This is a genomic window from Pseudomonas sp. LTJR-52 (assembly GCF_003691465.1).
Lineage (GTDB): Bacteria > Pseudomonadota > Gammaproteobacteria > Pseudomonadales > Pseudomonadaceae > Chryseomonas > Chryseomonas luteola.
The window spans coordinates 4,970,281-4,993,775 of record NZ_CP033105.1 but is presented as its reverse complement, the minus strand read 5'-3'; the positions used below and the strand labels follow the sequence as shown (position 1 = coordinate 4,993,775).

Below are 23,495 nucleotides of genomic sequence, written 5' to 3'. Positions count from 1 at the left end.
TCAGCCTGATCCTCTTTCCCTGCGCTAAGAGGCAGACCAGAATGCTCCTGGTTATGCCGACCCATTGGGAAGCGTTGCTTCTAATAAGGTTATATAAATAGTCATTATGGCTTCTATTATACCTTATAGCTCGCTTTTCGCGCTGTTATCCCAGATGTATTAGATCCCTAGACGATAGGCGTATATGCCTAAGCGAAAGGTAATATAGATGCCTGTATTACCTTAAGCATTACTTCCTTGGTGTCGTTGCGCGCTGTAATCCCAAGCCTGATCATCCATATGACCCCTACAATGACATGAGGAAGCTTGAATGCTGCCCTTCTAAAATAATGATTAGTCATGGCTTCTTTTGGACTCAAATTGTTTGCTGCTTGTATACAGTTTTCACGGTGAAAAAAATTTGAGCATTGGCACTAGCTTGTGCCTGTACTCAATAACGGATTACCGCAAGGAATCGGCCTATGAACCAAGGAAAAAGCAATATGTTAGGCATTAGCCTTATACAAGGTAGTCTTCACCTTAAATAAATACAGCCTTCCCTTACGCAAGAGCTATGCATACGCAATATGTAGATTTAGACGATGCGGTGTTGAGCAACATGCGAGGCCATGATTAGTTTTCACCGTGAAAAGTTGTTGCAATTAATCTGACGCTTTAGGCATTAGCTGAGGTGATTCCTGCTAATAGGCAAGCAGTGGAACTGAACTACAGCATAAATAGTTAAGCACCTGGGCCTTGAGAGTAGAGCGTGTATTGTGGTGCGCGGGATAGGTATATGGCGTGACGATAAGGCTAGCGGTCCAAAGACTGTTTCACTATGAAAACAGTTAGCAGGTAAGTAGCCAGTCAAGCGCCTATCGAACAGATGCTTGTCTCATTTGTTCCTTCTAATAAGGAAACTTTTCACCGTGAAAAAAAGGCCGATAAGCTAGCAAGAGCCAAGAAGCCAAGAAGCCAAGAAGTTAAGCAGGCAAGGAGGCAGTTGCAGGAATCAAGGATCTTGGATCCGATTTTTGGTGCGTGAGAAGGAAAGCAACACAAGGAAGATGGTTTTAGAAGAATTTTTCACGGTGAAAAGTAGGTGACCAAGCCAATATTATGACCTGCTTTCATACGGGGATGCCTCCTTTAGTAGCAGTAAAGGGACACGTACCTCTTGATTTTGTGTCAGTGGTTTTGATGGTGCTGGCATAAAGTTTTCACGGTGAAAACTTTAAGAAGACAGACAAACAAAGGCTATGAGAGGTGGATGGTCTAAGCGATGCATCTGGAACCAGATCAGTCAAAGATGGAGGCAAGGTATAAAACAGGAAGTAAGAAAGGCAGGATGTGCTTTATAAGGGGAAAAGAGAAGCGAAAGCGAAAGGGAGTTTTCACAGCGAATCTTTTCACCGTGAAAACTCTTATATTTCAAGGGTTTAGTGGGATCCCACGGTGGTTTTGAGAAGATCCAGGAGTTGATCGGGCGTTAGGCCCTTGGGGCAGGTCAAAACAAGCTTTTGCCCATCGATCAGCGCATTGACCGAGCCAAGGCCATTGTTCAGCTGGAGCGCTACTGAAGCTTTGGGCATCTTGGGGTTAAGCGTACGGGTTACCTCTGCCTTGAGCCACTGTAGCGCAGCCTCCTGCGACGTACCCTTGGCAATCTTGCGAACCGCTTCAATGACAAGGTCTTCTTGGCCCTGGTCTGTGAAGCGTACAAACTCGCCGACCAGCTTGTTACCAATAAGCAGGGGATTGAGATCCAGCATGGAGATGACCTCAGCTGGAAGCTTGAAATAGGCAAGGCAGCGACTGATAGTTGACATGCTTTTGCCAACACGCTGGGACAACTGGGTTTGATGCTTGATCATGCCCGAATCAAGTAGCTGCTTGTACCCGCGGCCCCGCTCATAATCGGATAGATCTTCCCTTGCATCATTGTCTGTACAGGACATGATGGCCGCTTCTTCATCAGTGTACTGGCGTATCAACGAGAAAATGTGGGACTTGCCAAGCAGCTTGTGCGCCCGTAGACGGCGCTCCCCCCCAATGAGTTCATAGCGGCCGCCCTGAACAGGGCGCACAATGACCGGGTTGGTTAGCCCCTGGCCTCGTTCGATCGTGGAGGCCAGAAGGCTGATGCTTTCTTCATCGAAATGCAGACGCGGTTGGTAGCGGCCTGGGTCAATCAGATCAATGGGAAGCAAGGCCAGCGACGCCTCTTCATCTGCTGGATAGTCAGCAGGCGACTCCATCTCGTGAGCCTTTGCAGGTAAGCCTGAACTGGGCGGCACTGCTTCCTGCGTAGCGGCAGACGAGGTGCCGGGCGCATTAAGCAAGCCCAGTTCCTTGAGAATATCCTCCTGGGAGCGGGAAAGGTCAGCCTCGACAAGCGGTACGACTCGAGAGTGACTCACCGGAGCGCCATCCTGACCAAGTCGACGTGTCGATTTCATTTAACCTGCTCCAGTACTTTACGGATACGTCCTGTGATTTCGCTAAACACCAGGCGCATGGCGCCAAGGGAGTTGTCCGTCGCAGGTCGCCAAAGTGACAATGGCACGCCGTCCTCAAGGCTCTTGGAATAATCCTCCGACAGGTAAAGCGGTTGCTCCGTTACCTTGTTGGGAAATAGCTGGGCAAGCCTTGCCAGGTTGGCCTGAATCCGAGGCCGGTTGCGGATATACATCGTCGGGATGGCGATGATTTCAGGGGCGCGCTTGAAATCCTTTTTGAACTCGGCAAGCTTGTACGCCAGACGCGATAATGCCCGGAAGGAAAACTTGTCCATGCGAACCGGGCAGATCAGGAAGTCAGCCGCCACCATGGAGTTGCGCGACAGCATGGTACCGGACGGGGCGTTATCCATGATGATGACGTCGTAGCGGGAGAGATCACAATGCGGATACTCGCCGTTTCTGGCCGAGGAGATAAACAGGGAATAACGGAAGTCGGAGCCCTGGGCGTTGCGTAACACCACATCCAGGTCATCCAGAGAGTCTTCAGCTGGAATCAGGTGAGGACCATATTCACCAAAGGGTTTCTTGATCACCTCATCGAGGGTCATGGGCTGGTAGGCGTTGCCAAGGCGCATAAGGTTACCCAGATGGCCATTGACGGAACGTTCGCCGGGGACGCCAATATCCTCGAGTTCTTCTGCGGTAAGGTCTGGGTCGTAGCCAAACATCGAGCTGGCGTCCCCTTGAGGGTCATTGTCGATGACCAGCGTACGAAGCCCCATCAGGCTGAACAGAATGGCCAGGTTACAGGTACTAGTGGTCTTGGCGGTTCCACCCTTCTGTACGTAGTCGCAGATGGTAATCGGTCGCGCAAACCCCTTGGTCTGGCCATTTTGTCGACGTATCGCCGCGATCTGGAACAGGTCATTCAAGGTGTAGCTGCGGACCTCGACCGATCCACGTGCGACACGGCCAATCTGAAGGTTATTTTCTTTCTCAATGTTCTTTAGGGTCTGTGGACTGATGCCAAGGCAATCGGCGGCGAACTGGGGCGGGAATTGTAGAGCCGAAAAGTCAGTATATGGATAGGCTTCCACATTATCGACTTGAGAACTGGCCAAAGCGTCCATGAAGATCCCTGTAATGTAATAGACTATGTGTTTCAGGGGATTTTGAACGTCGTGATAGGGTCATGCAAGTAAAAAAGCCATCAAACCCTATAAAACAGCTTGTTAATCCATTTTTACTACACGGTCAACGTCGAGGTAGATCCGCTCCTTCTTATAGGGTTTCAGCCCAAAAAGGTACAAAGATCAAAGACTTGCCATGTCTGAGTGCTTCAATCGCAAAGCCATTATCACTGCGAGCATGATAAAAACCGCCTTGCAGATTCCTTCGATCCGCTAATCCAAACCGGTCTAAAAAGGCTTCAGGCTACAGGTCGAATATAGCCGGGCTGACCCGCCCTGCTTAACTGGAAACCGCAATAGTAGGGTACCCTCAGACCCTGCACCGGGCTATGGCTTGGATCAAGAATAGTCAATGGATGATAGCGCCTGACGTTTTTTACCAGACCGGACAGTGTGGTTTGTCTCATTTCTAAAGGCGAAAATGCGGAGCGCCTGATCCGGTGCTTCTGCTGGCTGCCCAGGATTGAATGAGCTTGGGCAATACCGGGTGGGATCACTGGTCGGAACGGGCCTTCGTGGTCTGGTGCTGGTTATGAAAGCAGAGATCGCCGAGAAAGGCGGCCTGCACAAATGAGGGCAGGAGACCATGAGCATTTTTGGGCCAGTTTCCAGCCTGGCCAATGGCAGTACAGGTCTATACGGAGCATGGAGCCAGGCCTCAGCTTCCAGGAGTCTGGGCATCAGGCTGGCTGGACAGAGTGAGGGGAGCCTGTAGATATCTCAAATCGATGTGCCAGGCCAGCCTAGCTTATCCGCAGAAACGGTCTACAAACATGGCCATGTCATGCCTGGGCCCAGCCATATCGTACAGCATGGAAGAATACAGGCGCCGCAAAGCAGACTGAATCCAGCCGGTCCAACATTCCGCCGTGCCCCTCTATCATGTTGCCCCAGTCCTTAACGCCACGGTCACGCTTGATGGCGGACATCACAAGCCCGCCGATAAAGCCCATGACACATATCAGTAGTGACATTCCGGTGGCTTGCCATAGTGTGAACGGTGTCATCCACCAGAGCGAGCCGCCCAGCACGGTTGCACTGACCACTCCACCCACAAAGCCCTCGGTGGTTTTCGAGGGGGACAGGTGAGGAGCAATCCGGTGGCGCCCGAAAAGCTTTCCCCAGATGTACTGCAAGACATCGGAGGATTGCACAACCAGAACAAGGAAGGCTACGAGCAACAGGCTACGTCCCTCAAAGTTCGGCAGGTGCAGCGTAAGTAGTGCCGGTACATGGGAGATGCAGAAAACGCTGATCATAAGACCCCACTGGGTTTTCGCGGTACGCTCAAGAAAACGGGTCGCATCGCCGCCAAGGCAGGCCAGAAAGGGCATCAGCAGGAATACATAGACAGGAATAAAGATGCTGAACAGTCCATACCATTCTATGTAGACAAGAAAATACTGAAAAGGCAGTACCAGGTAGAAGGCACCTACAAGCGCAGGGTAGTCACTGTTGCGCGTTGGGGTAAGCGTAATGAACTCCCGAAGGGCGAAAAACGAGATCAGGTAAAAAAGCACGGTCACGCCAATCTTGCCAAACGCAAACGCGATGGCTAGTACGCCTACCATTACCCACCAGGCGTTGATCCGGGCGATCAGATTTTCTACAACCGGGTTTGCTGAGGCTCCCGTGCGTTGCTGTAGGAGAAACCCGACTGTGGAGGCAACCGCGAGGAAACCAGCCACGGCAACAAAAAGCATCAAGGTCTGGTGGTCCATCATTTATCCTCCTTCGAAAGAGTGAGCAGCGCCTCGCGTGCCCGTTCAAGAAAGTGTTCCTTGGTTTCGTCATGGCCTAGTTGGACAGGCTCTCCGAATGTCAGGGTAACCAGCAGGGGAAGCGGAAGGGTGCGACCTTTGGGCATAACGCGCTTGAGATTGTCTATCCAGACAGGTATCAGTTCTGCGTCTGGGCAGGCTCGGGCCAGGTGATAAAGACCGCCCCTGAAGGGAAGCAGAGTATCGCTCTGGTTACGTGTGCCTTCGGGAAACAAGATCAGCGAATCACCACGGGACAGAATGTGGCTCATCTGAGCGATTGCATCGCTCGGACCAGAGCCTGGCCTGCGGTTGATCAGGACACCCTTGAATACATCGTTGATAATAAAGCGTCGGAGGCATCCCTTGTTCCAGTAGTCCGCGCCTGCGACAGGGTGAGTGCGGGCTCTTAAGTCGGGCGGGAGTGATGACCAGAGCAGGACAAAGTCGCCGTGGCTGCTATGGTTCGCAAAATAGATTCGGGCCCCTGTGGAAGGCTGGGAGCCACGCCACAGCGCCCGCGCGCCGGTTAGTGCAGCGGCAAAGGATGTGATCAGTAGCGCGGCCAGGCGGCTTGGCCCTGAGCCCAGGCATGAGCGGTGCATAGTCAAATTCCCTTTGAGACACAGTATCGCTAGAGGTCTAGACAGCGGCGTTCATGCCCTTGTTGATACGGTTGTATATTGTCAGACAGGCCAGGCCAGCCATGATCGCCAGTGCCACATCGAGCCAGAGGCCAGGGCTCACACCAAGAGCGACGAGCAAGCCCATACCGCCAAACACAAGAGCCCGGTCACTCTTGCCCATGGGGCCATCGTAGCGTCTGTCTGCCCCGACCATTAACCCCATGACCCCTACATACTCGCTAAGCCAGGCAAGAAACGTTACGACAAGTACAAGCCATGGGCAGGTAGCCAGTAACATAAAGGGCAGATAGAGCGCTACGTCTGAAACCAGATCGCAGACCTCGTTCAGGTAAGCGCCAAGCCGGGACTGCTGTGCGTACTCTCGGGCAAGAATACCGTCTATGGCGTTCAAGGCCATGCGTAGTAGCATCCAGACTGGTACCAGCAGAAAGACAAGTGAAAATGAGGCGAGCAAAGAAACCGCCACCCCGATCACAATGGAGCCCAGGCAGGCAGACAGGGTTACCTGATTTGCAGTGATGCCCTTTTCGTATAATGTGGTGACGCAGGGACGTAGCAGCTGCTGGAAACGCGGTTTCAGATCGTAGACGGAGGGCATACAAGTCCTTTTGCGGTGCCTTGGATCAGTAATTCCAAGGGGTGGTTTATCTTTAATACGCTTACATATGCATCGGTTGCGGAGCTATTCGCGGCGGCAGTCACTACTGTTTCTGCTTGCCAATATGTCATGGGCAACCAGAGCACAGGCTGCGCCTGTATCCGCTGACGTCCTGGCTAGCTGCGTAAACCCAGGATTACCACGGCAGCTATCAACAGGGCTGTCTGGACAGCAAGGCACCGGGCCTGATTACGCAGCAAGCCAAGCGCACCGCGGCTGCGTGCATCCCATGAGCGGTTGGCCGGTATCGCCATTACGAGCCCAAGCCTGACTAATCCCTGATCAAGTTCATGGCCTATCCTGTCCCTGTCAGCTTCATGACAGTCAGAGAGGTGCCGGAAGAGCGCAGCGTCGATATTGACCCGGGCCGACCAGTAGAGCTGCACCAGAGAGACCGTAAAGCTCATGAGAAACGCAGCACCGGCCCGGTGCGCGCCTACCAGCATTGCAGCGAGCGCTGCTAGCACCGCCAGGCCGCCCAGTGTCATGGAGCAGCAATGGATTTGTCTTCCCTGGTAAAGGAGCTGTGCGCAAAGCAACGCCTGGACAGTTGTCATGCAGGCGCTCCTGACAGGCCGTTTAGAGGCGCTGGCTGGCTCGCAGGGCTGTGAGTAATCAGTGCATCAAGGTACTCGAGCTGCGCCTTGCCCAGGTGTACGCGGCGCTTGCTTTCCAGCTGCGCCCTTGCTGCCTGGCCATCACTGACATGACGAAACAGGATCAACCATGCCGCAACGGCGGCTGCGCTGCGGGAATATCCAAGTGAGCAGTACACCAGCGTTCTTCCTCTGCCACGGGCTTGCTGGATGGCCCTCGCGGCCGCTTCGCACTCGCTGGTGTTCAGTGGAACGAGGTCCAGATGAGGGAGCGCAAGATAAGTTGTCTTTGGCCCTGGTTGAGGAGCTGGAAGCTCCCCACAAAGATCGACCAGAGCAGCAAAGCCATGCTGTTGGAGTACGCCACTATCCGGCAGGCGTCCTAGCCACACATCATGCTCTATTTCGACGGCCACTGGCTCACGGGAAGTCCATAGCCTGGAGTTAGCCCAGGCAGCCAGCAGATAGGGTGCAAGCATAAGGCTACAGGCGATACTGAGCTGACCGCTGGACTGCTTCTGGAATCCCTGCGCACCCCAAAACAGGTAATTGGCCGATACCAATAGCAGGGCCCATCCAAGCCATAACAGCCAAAGACCTGTACCGCCTAGTGCCACGGCAATAGCGGCCACAGCTAATGCTCCCAGCAGGTAGCAAAGGCCAATCAGCCCGGTTTTACGATTACACGGCCACTTGATCCGAAACAGCGGGCAGGGCTGCTCCATTGGCCAGCACCACAGGCACAGCATTCCCACGAGAACGCCTGTTGGAATGTCAATGAAATGATGCTGGTAGGTTGTCAGTACCGATAGCCCGATCAGTAGGGCCCATCCATGTACGAACCATCTGACTGGCGGGCGACTATGCGCGGCGTAGCGATCCCACAGTATTACCAGCAGTATGATATGTAACGAGGGAGCCTGGTTATAGGGTTGGTCAAAGCCCAGCAGTACGTCAAAGAGCCATCCGGTAAGGCCCTCGGTTTCAGGCCGGCCATGGGTGAATTGCAGCGGGAAAAGCAGAAATCCGCCTATCGCAAGTCCCTGGGCAGTCAGTAACCTGAACGCATGTCGCTTCATTTCCCGTGGTGTTTTGCACAGGAGAAATGACACGCCGTACAAGAGGTCAATGGACCAGTATGGGATGATTGTCCAGCTCCAGAAGGGAATCAGATGTTCCCATTCGAAGACAAGGCTTCCTATGTCTCCTCGGGTAGCAGTGAAGGTATTGGCTGCACCATAGGTCAGAAAGAACAGAGGTCCCAGAACAGCTAGCCAGAGGATGCCCAGGCGGGCCCGCTGGAACAACCCAAGAGGCTGGTCAGGACTCAACATGGTTTGCATCGCTGCGCCGGGCTATCGAAACCGTAAAGATTCCCCATTCATCAATCCGCTGTTCTATCTTTGAAAAGCCTGCCTGCATTACCAGTTGATCGAGTTCAGCCTGTGTTCGTCGCCGCATGACCCAAGGTCTGCCGTCTCGATGGCTGGTCAATGCGCGGGCAATAAACTCAAGCTGTGGATGCCAGGGCTGTCCGGTATAGATCAAATAGCTGCCTGGAGCCATGAGCGAGGCAAGCGCAGACAGCGAGGTGCCTACCATCGTATTGTCACCAAAGAGCTCGTAGAGCCCGGAGACGATCACAAGAGACGGATGCTCCTTGATGGCGCGCAGGCTTTGGGGATCAAACGCATCACCCTTGGCAAAGGTGGCGATATCGTGAAGCCCATTCTGTTCAATCAGCAACGTGCCTTTCTGGACGTTAAGATCACTGTAGTCCCGCAACAGAACGGAAGCGGGTCGAATATCGCTGCTTGTCAGCCCCTCAAGGATATAGCGGCCGTGTCCTGCTGCTATATCCAGGATATGAATCGCAATGCCCCGTTCATTCAGGAGCTGCATGGCCAGGCCCAGCAGCTCCTGGATATGCTGCTTTCGTTGCCGGATGCCACGCCAGCCGATTGCATTGAGGTACTGCTGGTCAATGTAACGTCCCAGCATGGACACTCCAGACGGGCGATTCTGGTACACATAGTCAAGGGTGCTGCCTGAGTCAAAACCTGTACTTACGCCAAGCTTTAGCCCCTCGGAAAGTTTTGCACCCAGGGCCAGGCCTGCGCGTATACCTCGCCAGAAAAGGCCTTGAGCCGACTGCGCTGGCAGGGGCATTGACAGGGCTTCAGCTTCGCTTTTGGTTGCACCTATCTGGTCTGCTTCCCGTAGAGACGGGCGCGCAGAGTGACGCGCAAACTGCAGCCGAATGAAGCCACGTATCTTTTCAAGTGCCAGGTGCCTGTCCTGCTCCCCAAGGGTGTCATGGTAGAAGCCCGGCAGAATATGCATCTCTTTTTCAAGTGTTCCGAGCTGCTCAAAGAACCTGATCTGTGCCGGGCGCCTGACCACAAAGTCCGAGCCAGATATCACTAGCTGGGTAGGCACCTGGATGGCGTTGGCATCACTTACTACACGATCCGCTGCGCGATAGAGTCCCAGGAGCTGCCGAACAGAAATCGCCCTGGCAATCAGTGGATCGTTTGCATAACTAGCGGCCCTGGCCTTGTCATGGGTCAACATGGCAGGGCGGACGTAGCTGTTAACAAAGAAATTGCCTTTTAATGCATGCAGTACCTGCAGGCCACCGCGCGCAAAGGGAACATACAGGTTGATGTCAAAGGCTGGCGATGCTAGTGCCATGCACCGAATGGCAGGGGCATAATCGTGAACCCAGGCTGCAGCGATTACCGCTCCCACACTTTGTGCCACAACAGCAATGTTTTGGGGGCTCAGGTTGTAGGTAATGCAAAGGTGGGTAATGAAGCAGTCAAGGTCCCGGACCGAGGCGGCAAAGCTGGGGCTGTCTCCACGTGCGCCGGTAGACTGGCCATGGCCACGAGCGTCCCAGGCATAAAAGGAAAAGCCCTCAAGTCCCAGTTCATGGACCAGATGGCTGACTCGACCGGAGTGCTCATGTCCCCGGTGCAGCAGGACAACGGCTCTGTCTGTTGGACAGTTGGGCTGCCAGCGGCGATAGAAGAGGGTCTCGCCATCATGGGTCTTGAAGGTGGTGTTGTGTTCAACAAAGACTGCATCCATGCAATTGGATCCTGGTGATATGCTCTACAAGCCCATCCGGATTGCCATTGAAGACATATTCGGACAGTTTCTGCGCCTGTGCTGATGCCAGGCGTGCCTCTGACAATAGTTCCCTTTGTCAGGCCAGCTATCATAGCGCATCGCAGTACCGCTCTGTCGCTATGCACGTCGCAGGATGTTATCCGCTCGTCAGTGCAGCGCAAAAGTTGCTGTCGACAGGTATATAATTAAGCGGACGACGCTGATGAGCCTCCAAGCGAATCAGCAGGTCCGGCAAGCGGTTCGGCGGGTTAGACAGGTTGAACAAAATGCTTGACAGGACAAGAGGTTAGCGTAGAATGCGCGCCTCGGTTGAGACGAAGGTCTTAACCAACCGCTCTTTAACAATGAACACTCTCGGCAACCTGGTAAACGGACTTGGCCAAATCAACCGCTATGCGTTTCATTGCACCTCTCCCAGCGAAAAGTCACCACTATGTTATAGAAGAAATGTGGTGCGGGGAGAGTCCATTACAGTCTTCATACTGCTCGCTTCGCTCATCAGGACGAGTTACGTCTATCTGTAAACACTATATCTACCCAACAATCTTTCTAGAGCAGTCCAGGGGCATGTCCGTCCATGTGCTGTACGGTTAAATCAAGCTATTGCTGTATCTGTTCAGGAATAAGTCCCAGCTACCACCATGTGGTATATGGACCTGCTGGAGAGACGCATGCACATCGCCATTCTCACTTTCGACGGATTTAACGAGCTCGATTCATTTATCGCTCTTGGGATTCTTAATCGAATAAAACGCCCTGATTGGAAAGTGTCATTGGTTGCGCCTACGTCCTGGGTCACATCGATGAATGGTGTTCGGCTAGAGCGACAGGCTGGACTTGAGGAAATCGAAGCGTGCGCGGCTGTACTTGTCGGTAGCGGTATTCGAACCAGAGAGATTGCCTGCAATGTTGAAATACTTGAGCAACTTTCCTGTATCAGGCCGACGCATCAGTTAATCGGAGCTCAATGCTCTGGTGCGCTTCTGCTGGCAAAGCTTGGCCTGTTGAAGAACATATCGGCATGTACTGACCTCACCACAAAGCCTTGGGTAGAAGACGCTGGTATCGATGTGCTTGATCAGCCATTTTTTGCGCATGGTAACTTGGCAACGGCGGGCGGGTGTTTAGCGTCCAGCTATCTTGCGGCATGGACGATTGCTCGACTGATCGGGCGTGAGGCGGCTGCTGACGCTCTGCACTATGTTGCTCCGGTGGGTGAGAAAGAAATCTATGTCAAACAAGCGCTCGAAAACATAGCCCCTTATTTACCAGATTAAATCGTATGGTAAGTCCAGGCTGCAAATAGCACTGAAAATACGTCAGGTGGTCGAGTCAATTTATCTACATTGAATTTAACAAGCTCACAGTGGCTTGGCTTTATGCTAAAGGGATAGAAATAAAAAGTATCTGAGGAGGACGCTCATGGGTTCTGATAACAATTGCATTGTAACCCTAGAGGACCTGGAGGCGCTTTATGGAGTAGTTGCCAACCCTTCGATGGTAAAGGAGGTGGATTATATTCACGCTGTATACAGGCCTTTTATTGAGCGTGCGTTTTTTGTTGTTCTTGCTACCGCCGGGCCTGGGGGACTGATGCTTCTCCGCGTGGAGATAAAGCTGGTTTCGTACATATTGAAGATAGTCGAACGCTGTTACTACCGGATCGAAGAGGGAATAACCGAATCGACAGCTTGCGCAACATCGTTAAGGATCCACGTGTAGCACTACTTTTTCTTCTCCCTGGTGTGGGTGAGACGCTTCGCGTAAACGGGACAGCTCAAATCACTATTCAGCCTGATCTTCTCTCCCGTTTTACTGTAAACAATCAGACACCCAAAACAGTAATCCGGATCACCGTTAACGCTGTCTACTTTCAGTGCAGTAGATCTATTATTCGCTCTGGGCTTTGGGATGATGCCAGCCATATCGACCGGGCCACATTACCAACGCCAAGTCAGATATTAAAAGTGTTATCCAGGTCGGAAATTGATGGCGATGTCTATGACAGTGCATTGCCCGGCCGGCTTGCAAATACCTTGTATTAACCCCTCTTTGCTACGATAAGGCGTTACGGCCGCCTACTCTGCAGGTTGCTGAATAGGCAGCCGTATAAGCGTTGTACTTACTGAAGCCAGCCTTCAACCACGTCAGCACCATGCTCAGCCTTCCAGGCTTTGAGCGTCTTGTGGTTGCCGCCCTTGGTCTCGATCACTTCGCCTGTTTCAGGGTGCTTGTAACGCTTGACGGAGCGTGCACGGCGGGGCGCCTTTTCTGGGTGCGCAACCAAGCCACGTGGTTTGCGAGAATAACCCGGATCAATAATGGCAATAATGTCGCCCAGGTTTTTACCATAATCGCTCATCAGTGTTTGAAGCTTGGATTCAAACTCGATTTCACGCTGTAGAGATTCATCGTTTTTGAGAGATTCGAGTAGCTGTAGCTGGGCCTTTAATTGTTCTTCGGCAGCACGAAATTCTGCAAGCTTGGACATAAATACCTTAACGTTTATGATGTGAAAGTTTCACCCGGATACGCCTTAGCCGGCACGTCTGGATGACTTAAAATATAATAAGAAGCTGGTGCTAGTCTACGCGATTAATGTGGTCAAAAGTATAGTCGTTCAAACTTAAGTAACCGGCTTGCTGACCTGATTAATGAACATCTTTTTGAAGCAAGTCACTAAAGCACGGATCAGCGACCCGTTTCAGGCGACAGCTGATTACTCAATAGCGCCTGCCACTGTTTCCCAGCTGCTTTGAAGTCGATGGTGTGTTATCAGGGTAGGTTAGTTATTTTTAGGCAAAAATAACATCATCAAGTAGGGCGCGGAGTCGTCTACTTAAAGCCTACGGTCTAAGAATACCTTAAAAGCAACCGCGGTGTATCGCATACTTTCAGCAATGATTGCTCATGGCTTTAGTAAGACGTGAGTCTAAGGTAAAGATTGATTGTCTCGCCAGAGAGCCGTGCGCACTGATGATGAATAATGCCGCCTATTTATTACCACCTTAACGGGTACGAGATAGAAGGTTTTTGGTATTGATGGCAAGAGCTGATCCAACTGCGTGCAGGAAATACCTTATTTCGTAACCCCGGCGCCCATCCCTGGGCCGTGGCGGCTTATACAGCCTGGGGAATCTCATCCATCAGCTTGTCTAGGGTAATTGGGAGGTCGCGGATGCGTTTGCCGGTAGCGTGATACACCGCGTTGGCGATAGCAGCCGCCAACCCTGTAATGCCGATCTCACCGATACCGCGTGCACCAAACTCGTTGAGGGCATAGTCAGGATAATCAAGCAGTATCACGTCCAGTTCCGGCGGCTGGTCGGCATGTACCGGCACCATGTACTCGGCATAGTCATTGTTGGTGGGCATGGCGTTGCGCTCGTCGTAACTGGTAGCCTCGAACATTGCCATGCCAATAGCCATTACAATCGCACCCTCCACCTGATTCGCAGCGGCTTTGGCGTTAATGACCTGACCGACATCTATCGCGCTGACCACCCGTGATACACGCAGACGAGAGATACCCGGGTCCCACCGTACTTCCACGAAGTGTGCACCAAAGGAACGGATCGAAACATCACTTTTATCCGCTGTCTGCGTTCGGGCTTCGCCTTCAGAACTGCTTAAACGCCGTGTAGTAAGCAGGTGGGCAAAATCCAGCGCTTCGCCATCCTTGACCAGCCGGCCATTAGCGAACTCCAATGCTTTGGGGTCGGCACCCTTGAATGGCCCGTCCTCTATAGCAAAGCTCTTTAGTTGCTCAATAGCGTCCCGGGTAGCCTCCGCCACGGCGGGTAGAACGCTGGCGGTTGCCCAGGAGCCGCCAGAAACGGGGCCGGGCGGAAAGGATGAGTCACCCAACTGTACAGTGATCTTTTCCAGTGGCAGGCCGGTGATCTTGCTCACGGCCTGGGCAACGATGGTATAGGTGCCGGTCCCGATATCCTGCGCGCCACAAGTGACGTAAGCCGTCCCATCGGCACGCAGTGATACCCGGGCCTCACAGGCGCAGCGCATGGCATCCCAGTTACAGGCCGCCAGGCCATAGCCGATTACCTCATGGCCGTCTCGCATCGAGCCGGGCTCTGGGGTTCGCTTGTCCCAACCAAATTTGGCTGCGGCCTTGTCGAAGGCTTCTTGAAGGTGGTTGCTGGACCAGGGCATGTCTTTGCTTTCGTCCCGAGTCGAGGCATTGAGTTTGCGAAACGCCAGCGGGTCCATACCAATGGCCTCCGCCATTTCATCCATGGCTGACTCCAGTGCGAACAGACCCGGTGCAGCGCCCGGTGCACGCATGGACGTAGGCGTACCGTGGTTGACCTGCAAGGTCGCATGGGTAACAGCCAAGTTGGGACAGCTGTAGAGGCTCTTGGTCACGCTACCGCAGCTTTCAGTGTTCTGGTCAGTAAAGGACGTGCTGTTGACCGATTCATGTCGTACCGACAGTAGCTTTCCCTGGTCGTCCGTGGCGAGCCGCAGTCGTTGCTCGGTGGCTGGACGATGGCCGGTGGTAGTAAACATCTGTGGACGTGGCACCACAAACTGTACGGGACGACCTACAAGTCGCGCGACAGCGCAAGTGGCAGGGGAGTGCGGCCACGCCCAGAGCTTGCTGCCAAAGCCCGAACCTATAAAGGGCGATTGCAGTTCAACCTTGTCCGGGCTCAAACCAAAGATACGGGCTAAGGTGTTGCGGTGCACGATTACCGACTGCGTGGATTCATACACGAATAACCGATCACCTTCCCAATAAGCAGTCGTGGCATGCATCTCCATTGGGTTATGGGTTTCGACAGGTGTGGTGTAAGTGACATCGATGCGATGGGCTGCCTTGTCAAAACCAGCCTGTGGGTCTCCACGCGAGTAATCCGAGCCCGCGGTTTTGGGTGACTGTACCTTTTTTGCTTGCGCGAGCGTGGCTAAGGTAGGCTCTTCCTTATACTCGACCTTAACCTTGTAAGCCGCCGCGCGAGCTTGTTCAAAGGAGTCGGCTACCACCATGGCCACGAACTGACCGGCGTAATAAACGCGGTCGTCCTCGAACGGCAGACGGCTTTCATCAACCTTCACAAGCCGGTCAATCTTAGCTGGGTTCAGCTTCATCTTGGGTGGGCGATAGAGTTCAGTGAAATGGCCGTGGTGGAAGATCCCGAGTACGCCCGGCATGCGCTGAGCCTCATCGGTATCGATACGGGTGACACGGCCGCTGGCGATGGTGCTGTAGACGCCATAGGCATACGCCATGCGTTTAAGTCCATGATCGGCAGTGTATTGGGCATGGCCGGTGACCTTGAGTCGCCCGTCGACTCGCCTGGGACCCGCGCCGATGATGTCGTTCATGCCACACCTCCGGTAAGTGTCTGCAGGTTACGTACGATGGCCTGCTGGGCCAGGGGAATTTTGTAGGCGTTGTGCCGATAAGGCGTGGCACCCTGTAGCGCTAGCTGCGCAGCACGGCGGAAGGTCTCGTCATTGGCGGGCTGACCGCGTAATGACTGTTCCGCTTCATGGGCTCGCCAGGGCTTGGTGCCGACGCCTCCCAGCGCAATACGCACGTCGGTTATGCGATCACCCTGCATCTGCACGATGACGGCGCTCGACGCCAGCGCGAACTGATAAGAGGCGCGATCGCGCAGTTTCAGGTAGCCCGAACGGCTGCTGGCCAGTGGCGGTGCAAGCGTGATGTAAGTGATCAGTTCGCCGGGCGCCAAGGCGTGTTCACGTTCGGGGGTGTCACCGGGCAGCAGATGGAAATCGAGGAAGTCAATCGTCCGCTCACCCTTAGGACCTTGTACATGAACAGTCGCACCAATAGCCGCCATCGCCACGCACATGTCGGATGGATGCATAGCGATGCAGTGTTGGCTAGTGCCTAGGACAGCGTGGACCGAGCGATGGTCACCCTTGATCGCCGAGCAGCCACTGCCAGGCTTGCGCTTGTTGCAGGGCGAAACGTTGTCGCGGAAATAATGGCAGCGCACCCGCTGCATGACGTTGCCAGCCGTGGTGGCTTTGTTACGTAATTGTGTCGTAGCGCCTGCTAACAGTGCCTGAGACAGCACGGGATAGGCCTGGACAATGTAATTGTCTTGAGCCAAGGTTGTATTGGTGACCAGGGCACCGATACGCACGCTGCCATCGTCCTGGCGCTCCAGTCTGTTGAGGCCTACACGGTTGATGTCCACCAGCCGTTCGGGCTGCATAACGTCAAGCTTCACGAGATCAAGGAGCGTGGTGCCGCCAGCCAGGTACATCGCCTGGTCTGACTGGCCAGCCTTTAGCGCTTGCTCGGTGCTGGTTGCACGATCAAATTGAAAGCTACGCATCAGCTGGCTCCCTCCACTTTGCCGCGGGCCGACTGGATGGCTGCGAGAATGTTCTTGTAGGCACCGCAGCGGCAGATATTGCCGCTCATGGCTTCGCGGACGCTGGAGTCGTCACTGCCAATGGAGGGGTCATTGAGAATTGCCACAGCGCTCATGATCTGGCCAGAGGTACAATAGCCACACTGATAAGCGTCGTGTTCCCAGAAAGCTTCCTGGACTGGATGCAGTTTGCCGTCTTTTTCTAGGCCTTCAATAGTGGTGATCTCATCACCGTCATGGCTGACAGCCAGCGACAGGCAGGAATTCACTGCCGTCCCGTTCACATGCAGGGTGCAGGCACCACATTGACCGTGGTCACACCCTTTCTTGGTACCGGTCAGCTGCAGACGGTCACGCAGTACATCAAGCAGTATGGCGTTAGCAGGAACATTAAGTGTGTGAGCCTGGCCGTTCACTTTCAGGGTGATCCTTTGCTCGCCAGGTTGTAGAGGTTGTTGGGTATCGTCGACAGGTGCGGCCTGAATGGCCTGAACCCAAACTGGAGCCGAGGCGACGGCTAGGCTGGATACACCCACAGACTTAAGAAAGCTGCGGCGGTTGGGGGATATCGACTCGCTCATGGAAGTCCTCATCGTTGGGACGTTCCGTCTCGCCACAAGACTTGACCCGCTCGAAAACGGCCGCGCATGCCTGATACATGCGTTATCCATTTGCCGACGGGGCTGGCTCGCAGCGATCACGGGCACGCCCATTCAGGAGTGGTCACAGACGGCTCACCGCTTCTGCGTCAGCAAGGCCGCTTTAGACGGACCGCCTTCAGGACAGAAAGGTCCGGCAATAGTCATACGTTTTCCGACCATTGATTACAGGATGTGTGTTTCGAAACTTGCGATGAAGTAGGCCGTGCAGAACATCCCTCTTGTCCTATAGGTCGCTTCCTTCTGCTGGAGCATGTCGAAGGGTCGGATCGGCAGAGGCCGCGGTGTAGAGCGCCTCCAGAGGTTTCAATATGTTTCATTCAATGGGCAGCCGTGAACTAACACATAAGCGCTGCGTTCCTTTGCTATGGCAGCGCCAGCAGGTACCTGACAACCGGTGCACCTGCATACGGCCTCTGCAACACACAACAGAGAAAAGGAGCTCCCGTGACCACTGCACTTCATCCGACCTATAGAGTTACACCCGGTCCGCTGCATGCAATACTGCTTGCTGGAACCGTGCCGCTGTTTCTTGGCGCGCTGCTCAGCGATATTGCCTATTCCAAGACATACCAGATCCAGTGGAACAACTTTTCGTCCTGGTTGATTGCCGGAGGTGAGTTCTTCTGCGGGCTGGCGCTATTGTTCGCGCTGGTCAATCTGATCCGCGCTGATCATAAGGGCGGGCGGCCGGTGATGTATTTTCTGCTGCTGCTGATCACCTGGGTACTGGGGCTGGTTAATGCCTTCGAGCATGCAAAGGATGCCTGGGCGTCGATGCCCATGGGGCTGACCCTCTCGGTATTCGTAACGCTGCTTAGCGTTGTTGCAACCTGGATCGGCCTGACCAACCTGCGCTCAGGAGGTGCAAGATGAGAAATTCGAATGCACTGACGATACTGAGCATGGCGGTAATGCTAAGCGCGTGTGGCGGTGGCGAGGGAGAAGCCACCCAATCACACGGTGGTGATCCAAAGCTACCTAATCCCGAGCGCGGCCTGCTACCGAGTATGAAGATTGCTGATCCAGCACCCTGGGGCGATGAAAAGCCAAAAGTGCCTGAGGGTTACGACGTCAGAGCGATCGCAACGGATCTTAAAATCCCACGGCAAACCCTTGTACTACCCAACGGGGACATCCTGGTGGCGGAAGGCCGGGGCGGTAACGCAGCGAAACTCAAGCCAAAAGATGTTATTGCCGGGGTCATTAAGGCGGAAGGCAATACCAAGGTAAAGGGGGGCAATCGCCTTACATTACTGCGCGATGCAAACGGTGATGGTACCTATGAGATTCAAGAGGTTTTTGCCGAGAACCTGAACGCACCGTACGGTCTGGCTTTATTTGAGGGCAAGTTGTACGTGGCCAATCAGGATGCGCTGGTGCGCTTCGACTATGCGGACGGCCAAACCAAAGCCAGCGGTCCACCGACCAAGATTACCGATCTGCCTGCGGAAATTAACCATCACTGGACTAAATCGCTGACGGTCAGTCCCGATGGTCGTTTTCTCTACGTGGGCATCGGCTCCAACAGCAATATTACCGAGCGCGGCATGGAAGCCGAGGTAGATCGCGCAATGGTCTGGCAAGTCAACGCTGAAACGGGCGCTCACAAACCCTATGCGACCGGTCTGCGTAACCCCACAGCATTGACCATTCAGCCGGAGACGGGGCAATTGTGGGCCGTGGTGAACGAACGGGATGAGCTGGGCCCTGATCTGGTTCCGGATTATCTGACCTCGGTTCGCGAAGGCCAATTCTATGGCTGGCCCTACAGTTACTGGGGCAAGAACGTCGACCCACGCGTGAAGCCGGAGAACCCACAAAAAGTTGCTTCTGCCATCGCACCGGATTATGCGCTGGGCTCCCACGTCGCCGCGCTGGGTGTGGACTTCTCAGTACCGGAAATGGGCGACAAGTTTGCCAACGGCGTATTTGTTGGCGAGCACGGTAGCTGGAATCGAAAGAATCCGGTCGGTTACAAGGTGGTCTTCGTACCATTCAGCAACGGACGCCCGTCTGGTGATCCTGTTGATTTTGCAACAGGGTTCCGTGGAGATGACGGGAAAACCCGTGGCCGTCCGGTGGGCGTAACGGTCGATCCGCGCGGTGCGCTCATCATCGCTGATGATCTGTCTAACACCGTATGGCGGGTGACGCGGACGCAGTAGTTGGTTCTGCGCAGGACGGTCCTATAGGGCCGTCCGTACCCACCAAGGAAATATCAGGGGCAGTCAGCGGATACGTCTCGTTATCTATCCTTTATCTACCACTCTGATCCTCTGGCGCATCGCTTAGCAGGTAATGCACTGTTAAAGATGTGTGCTCCAGTGCAATGCCATTAATGCGATGTATGCATTAGTCGATCACTAATATGCACTTATCAAATCAATATTTTTTCTCCACTCTTCTTGTTACAAAAAGACATATGCCTTCTGCATATGAGACAAGACGTGGAGTGTTCTATGGTTCCTGCTCATGGCCACCGTGCCGCTTCTGGCTCAAAGATTGGTGCAATATTCCGCGTGACGTCGGGCAACTTTCTTGAGCAGTTTGATTTCTTCCTGTTTGGCTTCTACGCCACTTATATCGCCAAGGCCTTCTTTCCAGCTAGCAGCGAATTTGCCTCCCTGATGATGACCTTTGCAGTTTTTGGCGCTGGCTTTCTAATGCGCCCTCTGGGGGCTGTAATTTTGGGTGCATACATCGATCAGGTAGGGCGTCGCAAGGGCTTGATCGTAACCCTTTCGATTATGGCTGCCGGGACCTTCTTGATCGTCTTGGTGCCGGGTTACGACAGCATAGGGTTCTGGGCCCCCCTGCTCGTGCTAGTTGGCCGTCTACTCCAGGGCTTTTCCGCAGGTGCCGAACTCGGTGGTGTATCGGTCTATCTGGCCGAGATTGCGACTCCAGGTAAAAAGGGGTTCTATACAAGTTGGCAGTCAGGCAGTCAGCAGGTTGCCATCGTAGTGGCTGCGGCTTTGGGTTTTGGACTCAACCATTGGCTTTCCGAGTCTGCAATTGCCGATTGGGGCTGGCGCATCCCGTTTCTGCTGGGCTGTTTGATCGTTCCGTTTATCTTCGTGTTACGACGCAAGCTTGAGGAAACTCAGGAGTTCAACACCCGCCGTCATCATCCTGCAATGCGCGAGGTTTTAAGGACTCTGCTGGATAACTGGACGGTAGTAGTAGCTGGCATGCTGATGGTCGCCATGACCACCACGGCTTTCTATCTGATTACCGTTTATGCGCCTACGTTTGGCAAGACGGTACTCAAGCTAAGTGCCTCGGACAGCTTGCTGGTAACGCTGCTCGTCGCCGTCTCAAATTTTATCTGGCTGCCTATTGGCGGGGCGCTATCCGATAGGTTCGGGCGCAAGCCATTACTCATTGCGATGACTGCACTTGCTATCGTGACCACGTATCCAGCCCTATCATATCTGGCGGATGCGCCCAGCTTTGGGCTTATGTTAGGCGTTCTGCTGTGGCTGTCGTTTCTTTATGGCTTATATAACGGCGCCATGATTCCCGCGTTAACCGAAATTATGCCGGTTGAGGTCAGGGTGGCAGGCTTTTCGCTGGCATATAGCTTGGCTACCGCTGTGTTTGGAGGATTTACCCCAGCCATTTCAACTGCTCTGATCCAAGCGACGGGCGATAGGGCCGCGCCTGGTTACTGGATGAGTTTTGCAGCTATCTGCGCACTGTTGGCGACGTGCTACCTGTATCGCCGCAGCTCCCTGCAGCTGCAGACCGCCTGAAACACCCCTGTATCGTCTATAAGCGAGAATAATCATGACGGCATTTATTAAGAGAAGTGTGTTCGCAGTAGCTCTGCTGGGATATAGCCTGGTGGGAACGGCTCAGGCAGCAGATCTAAAGGTAATGATATCCGGTGGGTTTACTGCCGCCTATCAACAGTTGGCACCAGAATTTGCCGCCCAGCGCGGGGATACTTTACAAACGAGCCGCGGTCCTTCGATGGGCAAGTCTCCCGAGGCTATTCCAAATCGCCTGGCAAGAGGTGAACAGGCCGATGTAGTCATCATGGTCGGATATGCTCTTGATGAGCTGATCAAACAGGGCAAGATTCAGGAGGGCTCTCGAGTTGAGCTGGCCGATTCCCGTATAGGTGCAGTGGTTCGAAAGGGCTCCCCCAAGCTTGAGATCGATACCGTGGAAAAGCTGAAAGCCTCACTGCTGAAGGCCGACTCTATCGCGTATTCTGATAGCGCCAGTGGTGTATACATTCAAAATCAGCTGTTCAAGAAACTCGGTATTGAAACCCAGGTAAAACCGAAGGCAAAGATGATTGAAAAGGATCCGGTAGGCTCCATGGTTGCCAGGGGAGATTACCAACTGGGGTTTCAACAGGTGAGTGAGCTATTGCCTGTGCCTGGCGTAACCTTTATAGGGAAAATCCCCGAATCGGTTCAGTCGGTTACCCGTTTTGCAGGTGCTATTCCCAAAGGCGCAGCGCATCCAGAGGAGGCTAGAGCATTGCTGCAATACCTCTCATCCAAGGAGGTTCAGCAGCAGGTCCGCTCGACGGGGTTGGATTCAGTACCTTAAGCCGGCCTGTTTGACGGCTGCGCTTTCATATCGATAAGCAGCTTTTCCAAAGCGGCTGCGGCTGGAGAAAGGGCGCGGCCGCGCCGTTTGATAATACCTACGTGACGTTCCACAACCGGATCAATAAGCGGCACACTGGTGAGAACCGGATGATGGCCAGCCGGCAGGGCCATGGCAGGGACCGCTGCAATGCCAAGTCCTGCTTCAACCATACCCAGCATGGTCGTCACATGACGGGTCTCACAAATACTAAGACGCTCCGGTGCAATATGAGCAAGTGCTTGGTCCAGCAGAAAACGATTACCTGATGTCTTGTCGACTACAATGTAGTCGTAGCGATAGAACTCATCCCAACGTACCGCTTTTTTACCTGCCAGCGCATGATCACACCGACAGGCCGCGACATAAGACTCCTGTACCAGCCATTCAAACTCTACGTCCTGATCGAGATTGCCGGAAAAGCTTAGGCCTAGATCAGCCTCACCGCTGATAACAGCCGCAGATACCTTGTTGGCACTGGTATCAATTAGCTTTATGCGTACCTTGGGATAGATAGCATGGTAGCGGGCGATAACACTTGGCATGAAGTAATATGCCGCAGAAGGAACGCAGGCCACGGTTACCCGCCCCGTACGGTTGGAAGCCACTTCGCTTATTCCTAGCAGCGCATCATCCAGGTCATTGAGGAGGCGTTCGGCCCGCGGTGCAAATGCCCGACCTACCATGGTAAGGCTTACTCGTCGTGTGGTTCGCTCGAACAGCTTTACCCCGAGCGCCCCCTCCAGTTTATCGATGCGACGGCTCAAAGCCGGTTGAGAGATGTAGATCGCATCGGCAGCAGCACGAAAACTCTTATGCTCAACCAGAGCACAAAATGCCTGAAGATCATTTAGGTCGAAGTTGACGGCCATCGTACTCACATAACTTGTGCTAGATAATAGGCATATACTATCGGATATAGATATGGCAAACCGCTTTTATGGGCATAATTTGATGCGGCTCTTAATCGCGCCGTTATGTGCTAACCCTCTCGCCCTTAGGTAAGTTAAGTCGTTCCTCCCAAATAATACGTAACTGTGAGTGAGAATGCTGGAATACATCAGTTCTGACTGTTCACGCTTGAATACATTTGTCGAGAGCTATACTACTTAGAGCATTCGCAACATGCGGATCGGCTATAAGAGCAGGATCAAATCGCCTAAATTTGTAGGTCTATAGCAAGGAGTAGCTTTTGTTGAGGTGATTGAAAAAACTACTTTGTGTAAGTTTGATCATATGCTGGACTAAGGGGTTAACAGGATCCGGTTAGATGTCCAACATTTAGGGTTCCTCGCTACCGCTATATAAAAAATAACTTAAACATTCATAGGAAGGAGGAATACTTCCCTTTTTATAGCGTCTAACGTGTTGGATAATAAGCTGAAGATTAAGCGTTTAGCTTTAATTAATAGCGCATAACGGACTAAATG

The 23,495-nt window shown here is 53.4% G+C and carries 18 protein-coding genes and 1 pseudogene; 6 read left to right on the top strand and 13 right to left on the bottom strand.

The features are described 5' to 3' along the window. Positions 1 to 1,418: 1,418 nt before the first annotated feature. From EAW52_RS23050 to EAW52_RS23015, 8 genes are all read right to left on the bottom strand, one after another. Positions 1,419 to 2,438, bottom strand: coding sequence for a ParB/RepB/Spo0J family partition protein (locus EAW52_RS23050; RefSeq protein ID WP_122044225.1), 1,020 nt, complete (start codon positions 2,436 to 2,438; stop codon positions 1,419 to 1,421). Next, a complete protein-coding gene (locus EAW52_RS23045) occupies positions 2,435 to 3,571 on the bottom strand; it encodes a ParA family protein (protein WP_122044224.1) in 1,137 nt (378 codons plus the stop codon). The genes EAW52_RS23050 and EAW52_RS23045 overlap by 4 nt, the downstream gene beginning before the upstream one ends. An 842-nt stretch (positions 3,572 to 4,413) precedes the next feature. Then, complete coding sequence (locus EAW52_RS23040; RefSeq protein ID WP_122044901.1) at positions 4,414 to 5,352, bottom strand: phosphatidate cytidylyltransferase; 939 nt, start codon at positions 5,350 to 5,352, stop codon at positions 4,414 to 4,416. Continuing rightward, a complete protein-coding gene (locus EAW52_RS23035; protein WP_122044223.1) occupies positions 5,352 to 5,996 on the bottom strand; it encodes a lysophospholipid acyltransferase family protein in 645 nt (214 codons plus the stop codon). The genes EAW52_RS23040 and EAW52_RS23035 overlap by 1 nt, the downstream gene beginning before the upstream one ends. A 37-nt stretch (positions 5,997 to 6,033) precedes the next feature. Next, entirely contained in the window at positions 6,034 to 6,636 is a 603-nt protein-coding gene (locus EAW52_RS23030) for a CDP-alcohol phosphatidyltransferase family protein (RefSeq protein WP_122044222.1), read from the bottom strand. A gap of 176 nt (positions 6,637 to 6,812) precedes the next feature. Continuing rightward, positions 6,813 to 7,253: a hypothetical protein gene (locus EAW52_RS23025; RefSeq protein WP_122044221.1), complete on the bottom strand. Its 441-nt coding sequence runs from the start codon at positions 7,251 to 7,253 to the stop codon at positions 6,813 to 6,815. Then, entirely contained in the window at positions 7,250 to 8,635 is a 1,386-nt protein-coding gene (locus tag EAW52_RS23020) for a phosphatase PAP2/dual specificity phosphatase family protein (protein ID WP_372238870.1), read from the bottom strand. Before EAW52_RS23020 ends, EAW52_RS23025 begins: the two co-directional genes overlap by 4 nt. Further along, on the bottom strand, positions 8,613 to 10,385 hold the full coding sequence (locus EAW52_RS23015) for a bifunctional alpha/beta hydrolase/class I SAM-dependent methyltransferase (RefSeq protein ID WP_122044220.1): 1,773 nt from the start codon (positions 10,383 to 10,385) through the stop codon (positions 8,613 to 8,615). The genes EAW52_RS23020 and EAW52_RS23015 overlap by 23 nt, the downstream gene beginning before the upstream one ends. Before the next feature lie 713 nt (positions 10,386 to 11,098). On the opposite strand from EAW52_RS23015, the gene EAW52_RS23010 reads away from it, so the two are divergent. Together EAW52_RS23010 and EAW52_RS23005 are read left to right on the top strand one after the other, a co-directional pair. Beyond that, entirely contained in the window at positions 11,099 to 11,704 is a 606-nt protein-coding gene (locus EAW52_RS23010; protein WP_122044899.1) for a DJ-1/PfpI family protein, read from the top strand. A 145-nt stretch (positions 11,705 to 11,849) separates the two neighbouring features. After that, positions 11,850 to 12,472: pseudogene (locus tag EAW52_RS23005) on the top strand (pyridoxamine 5'-phosphate oxidase family protein). A 77-nt stretch (positions 12,473 to 12,549) separates the two neighbouring features. On the opposite strand, the gene EAW52_RS23000 reads toward EAW52_RS23005, so the two are convergent. From EAW52_RS23000 to EAW52_RS22985, 4 genes are all read right to left on the bottom strand, one after another. Then, positions 12,550 to 12,918: a histone-like nucleoid-structuring protein, MvaT/MvaU family gene (locus EAW52_RS23000; protein ID WP_010799111.1), complete on the bottom strand. Its 369-nt coding sequence runs from the start codon at positions 12,916 to 12,918 to the stop codon at positions 12,550 to 12,552. A gap of 629 nt (positions 12,919 to 13,547) precedes the next feature. Further along, on the bottom strand, positions 13,548 to 15,773 hold the full coding sequence (locus EAW52_RS22995) for a xanthine dehydrogenase family protein molybdopterin-binding subunit (protein WP_122044219.1): 2,226 nt from the start codon (positions 15,771 to 15,773) through the stop codon (positions 13,548 to 13,550). Next, a complete protein-coding gene (locus EAW52_RS22990) occupies positions 15,770 to 16,759 on the bottom strand; it encodes a xanthine dehydrogenase family protein subunit M (RefSeq protein ID WP_122044218.1) in 990 nt (329 codons plus the stop codon). Before EAW52_RS22990 ends, EAW52_RS22995 begins: the two co-directional genes overlap by 4 nt. Continuing rightward, positions 16,759 to 17,379: a (2Fe-2S)-binding protein gene (locus EAW52_RS22985; protein ID WP_162997699.1), complete on the bottom strand. Its 621-nt coding sequence runs from the start codon at positions 17,377 to 17,379 to the stop codon at positions 16,759 to 16,761. Before EAW52_RS22985 ends, EAW52_RS22990 begins: the two co-directional genes overlap by 1 nt. 525 nt (positions 17,380 to 17,904) lie before the next feature. On the opposite strand from EAW52_RS22985, the gene EAW52_RS22980 reads away from it, so the two are divergent. The 4 genes from EAW52_RS22980 to EAW52_RS22965 all read left to right on the top strand — a co-directional run bounded on the left by EAW52_RS22980 (position 17,905) and on the right by EAW52_RS22965 (position 22,026). Beyond that, positions 17,905 to 18,333, top strand: a complete 429-nt coding sequence (locus EAW52_RS22980; protein ID WP_122044216.1) for a DUF2231 domain-containing protein — start codon at positions 17,905 to 17,907, stop codon at positions 18,331 to 18,333. Next, positions 18,330 to 19,625, top strand: coding sequence for a sorbosone dehydrogenase family protein (locus EAW52_RS22975; RefSeq protein ID WP_122044215.1), 1,296 nt, complete (start codon positions 18,330 to 18,332; stop codon positions 19,623 to 19,625). The genes EAW52_RS22980 and EAW52_RS22975 overlap by 4 nt, the downstream gene beginning before the upstream one ends. 294 nt (positions 19,626 to 19,919) lie before the next feature. Next, positions 19,920 to 21,215, top strand: a complete 1,296-nt coding sequence (locus EAW52_RS22970) for an MFS transporter (RefSeq protein ID WP_122044214.1) — start codon at positions 19,920 to 19,922, stop codon at positions 21,213 to 21,215. Between the two features lie 34 nt (positions 21,216 to 21,249). After that, positions 21,250 to 22,026 carry a substrate-binding domain-containing protein gene (locus EAW52_RS22965; RefSeq protein ID WP_122044213.1) on the top strand — a complete coding sequence of 259 codons (777 nt, stop codon included), beginning with the start codon at positions 21,250 to 21,252 and terminating at the stop codon, positions 22,024 to 22,026. Here the strand turns inward: EAW52_RS22965 and EAW52_RS22960 are convergent. Beyond that, positions 22,023 to 22,937 carry a LysR family transcriptional regulator gene (locus EAW52_RS22960; protein ID WP_122044212.1) on the bottom strand — a complete coding sequence of 305 codons (915 nt, stop codon included), beginning with the start codon at positions 22,935 to 22,937 and terminating at the stop codon, positions 22,023 to 22,025. The two genes, EAW52_RS22965 and EAW52_RS22960, sit on opposite strands and share 4 nt — an antisense overlap. Positions 22,938 to 23,495: the final 558 nt, after the last annotated feature.

Excerpts from the sequence above, each read along its gene's own strand:
- EAW52_RS23010 (WP_122044899.1), top strand. The coding sequence starts at position 11,099 with ATGCACATCGCCATTCTCACTTTCGACGGATTTAACGAGCTCGATTCA.
- EAW52_RS22995 (WP_122044219.1), bottom strand. The coding sequence starts at position 15,773 with ATGAACGACATCATCGGCGCGGGTCCCAGGCGAGTCGACGGGCGACTC.
- EAW52_RS22965 (WP_122044213.1), top strand. The coding sequence starts at position 21,250 with ATGACGGCATTTATTAAGAGAAGTGTGTTCGCAGTAGCTCTGCTGGGA.
- EAW52_RS22960 (WP_122044212.1), bottom strand. The coding sequence starts at position 22,937 with ATGGCCGTCAACTTCGACCTAAATGATCTTCAGGCATTTTGTGCTCTG.
- EAW52_RS23000 (WP_010799111.1), bottom strand. The coding sequence starts at position 12,918 with ATGTCCAAGCTTGCAGAATTTCGTGCTGCCGAAGAACAATTAAAGGCC.
- EAW52_RS22990 (WP_122044218.1), bottom strand. The coding sequence starts at position 16,759 with ATGCGTAGCTTTCAATTTGATCGTGCAACCAGCACCGAGCAAGCGCTA.
- EAW52_RS23035 (WP_122044223.1), bottom strand. The coding sequence starts at position 5,996 with ATGCACCGCTCATGCCTGGGCTCAGGGCCAAGCCGCCTGGCCGCGCTA.
- EAW52_RS23030 (WP_122044222.1), bottom strand. The coding sequence starts at position 6,636 with ATGCCCTCCGTCTACGATCTGAAACCGCGTTTCCAGCAGCTGCTACGT.
- EAW52_RS23025 (WP_122044221.1), bottom strand. The coding sequence starts at position 7,253 with ATGACAACTGTCCAGGCGTTGCTTTGCGCACAGCTCCTTTACCAGGGA.
- EAW52_RS23040 (WP_122044901.1), bottom strand. The coding sequence starts at position 5,352 with ATGGACCACCAGACCTTGATGCTTTTTGTTGCCGTGGCTGGTTTCCTC.
- EAW52_RS22975 (WP_122044215.1), top strand. The coding sequence starts at position 18,330 with ATGAGAAATTCGAATGCACTGACGATACTGAGCATGGCGGTAATGCTA.
- EAW52_RS22970 (WP_122044214.1), top strand. The coding sequence starts at position 19,920 with ATGGTTCCTGCTCATGGCCACCGTGCCGCTTCTGGCTCAAAGATTGGT.
- EAW52_RS23020 (WP_372238870.1), bottom strand. The coding sequence starts at position 8,635 with ATGCAAACCATGTTGAGTCCTGACCAGCCTCTTGGGTTGTTCCAGCGG.
- EAW52_RS22985 (WP_162997699.1), bottom strand. The coding sequence starts at position 17,379 with ATGAGCGAGTCGATATCCCCCAACCGCCGCAGCTTTCTTAAGTCTGTG.
- EAW52_RS23050 (WP_122044225.1), bottom strand. The coding sequence starts at position 2,438 with ATGAAATCGACACGTCGACTTGGTCAGGATGGCGCTCCGGTGAGTCAC.
- EAW52_RS23045 (WP_122044224.1), bottom strand. The coding sequence starts at position 3,571 with ATGGACGCTTTGGCCAGTTCTCAAGTCGATAATGTGGAAGCCTATCCA.
- EAW52_RS23015 (WP_122044220.1), bottom strand. The coding sequence starts at position 10,385 with ATGGATGCAGTCTTTGTTGAACACAACACCACCTTCAAGACCCATGAT.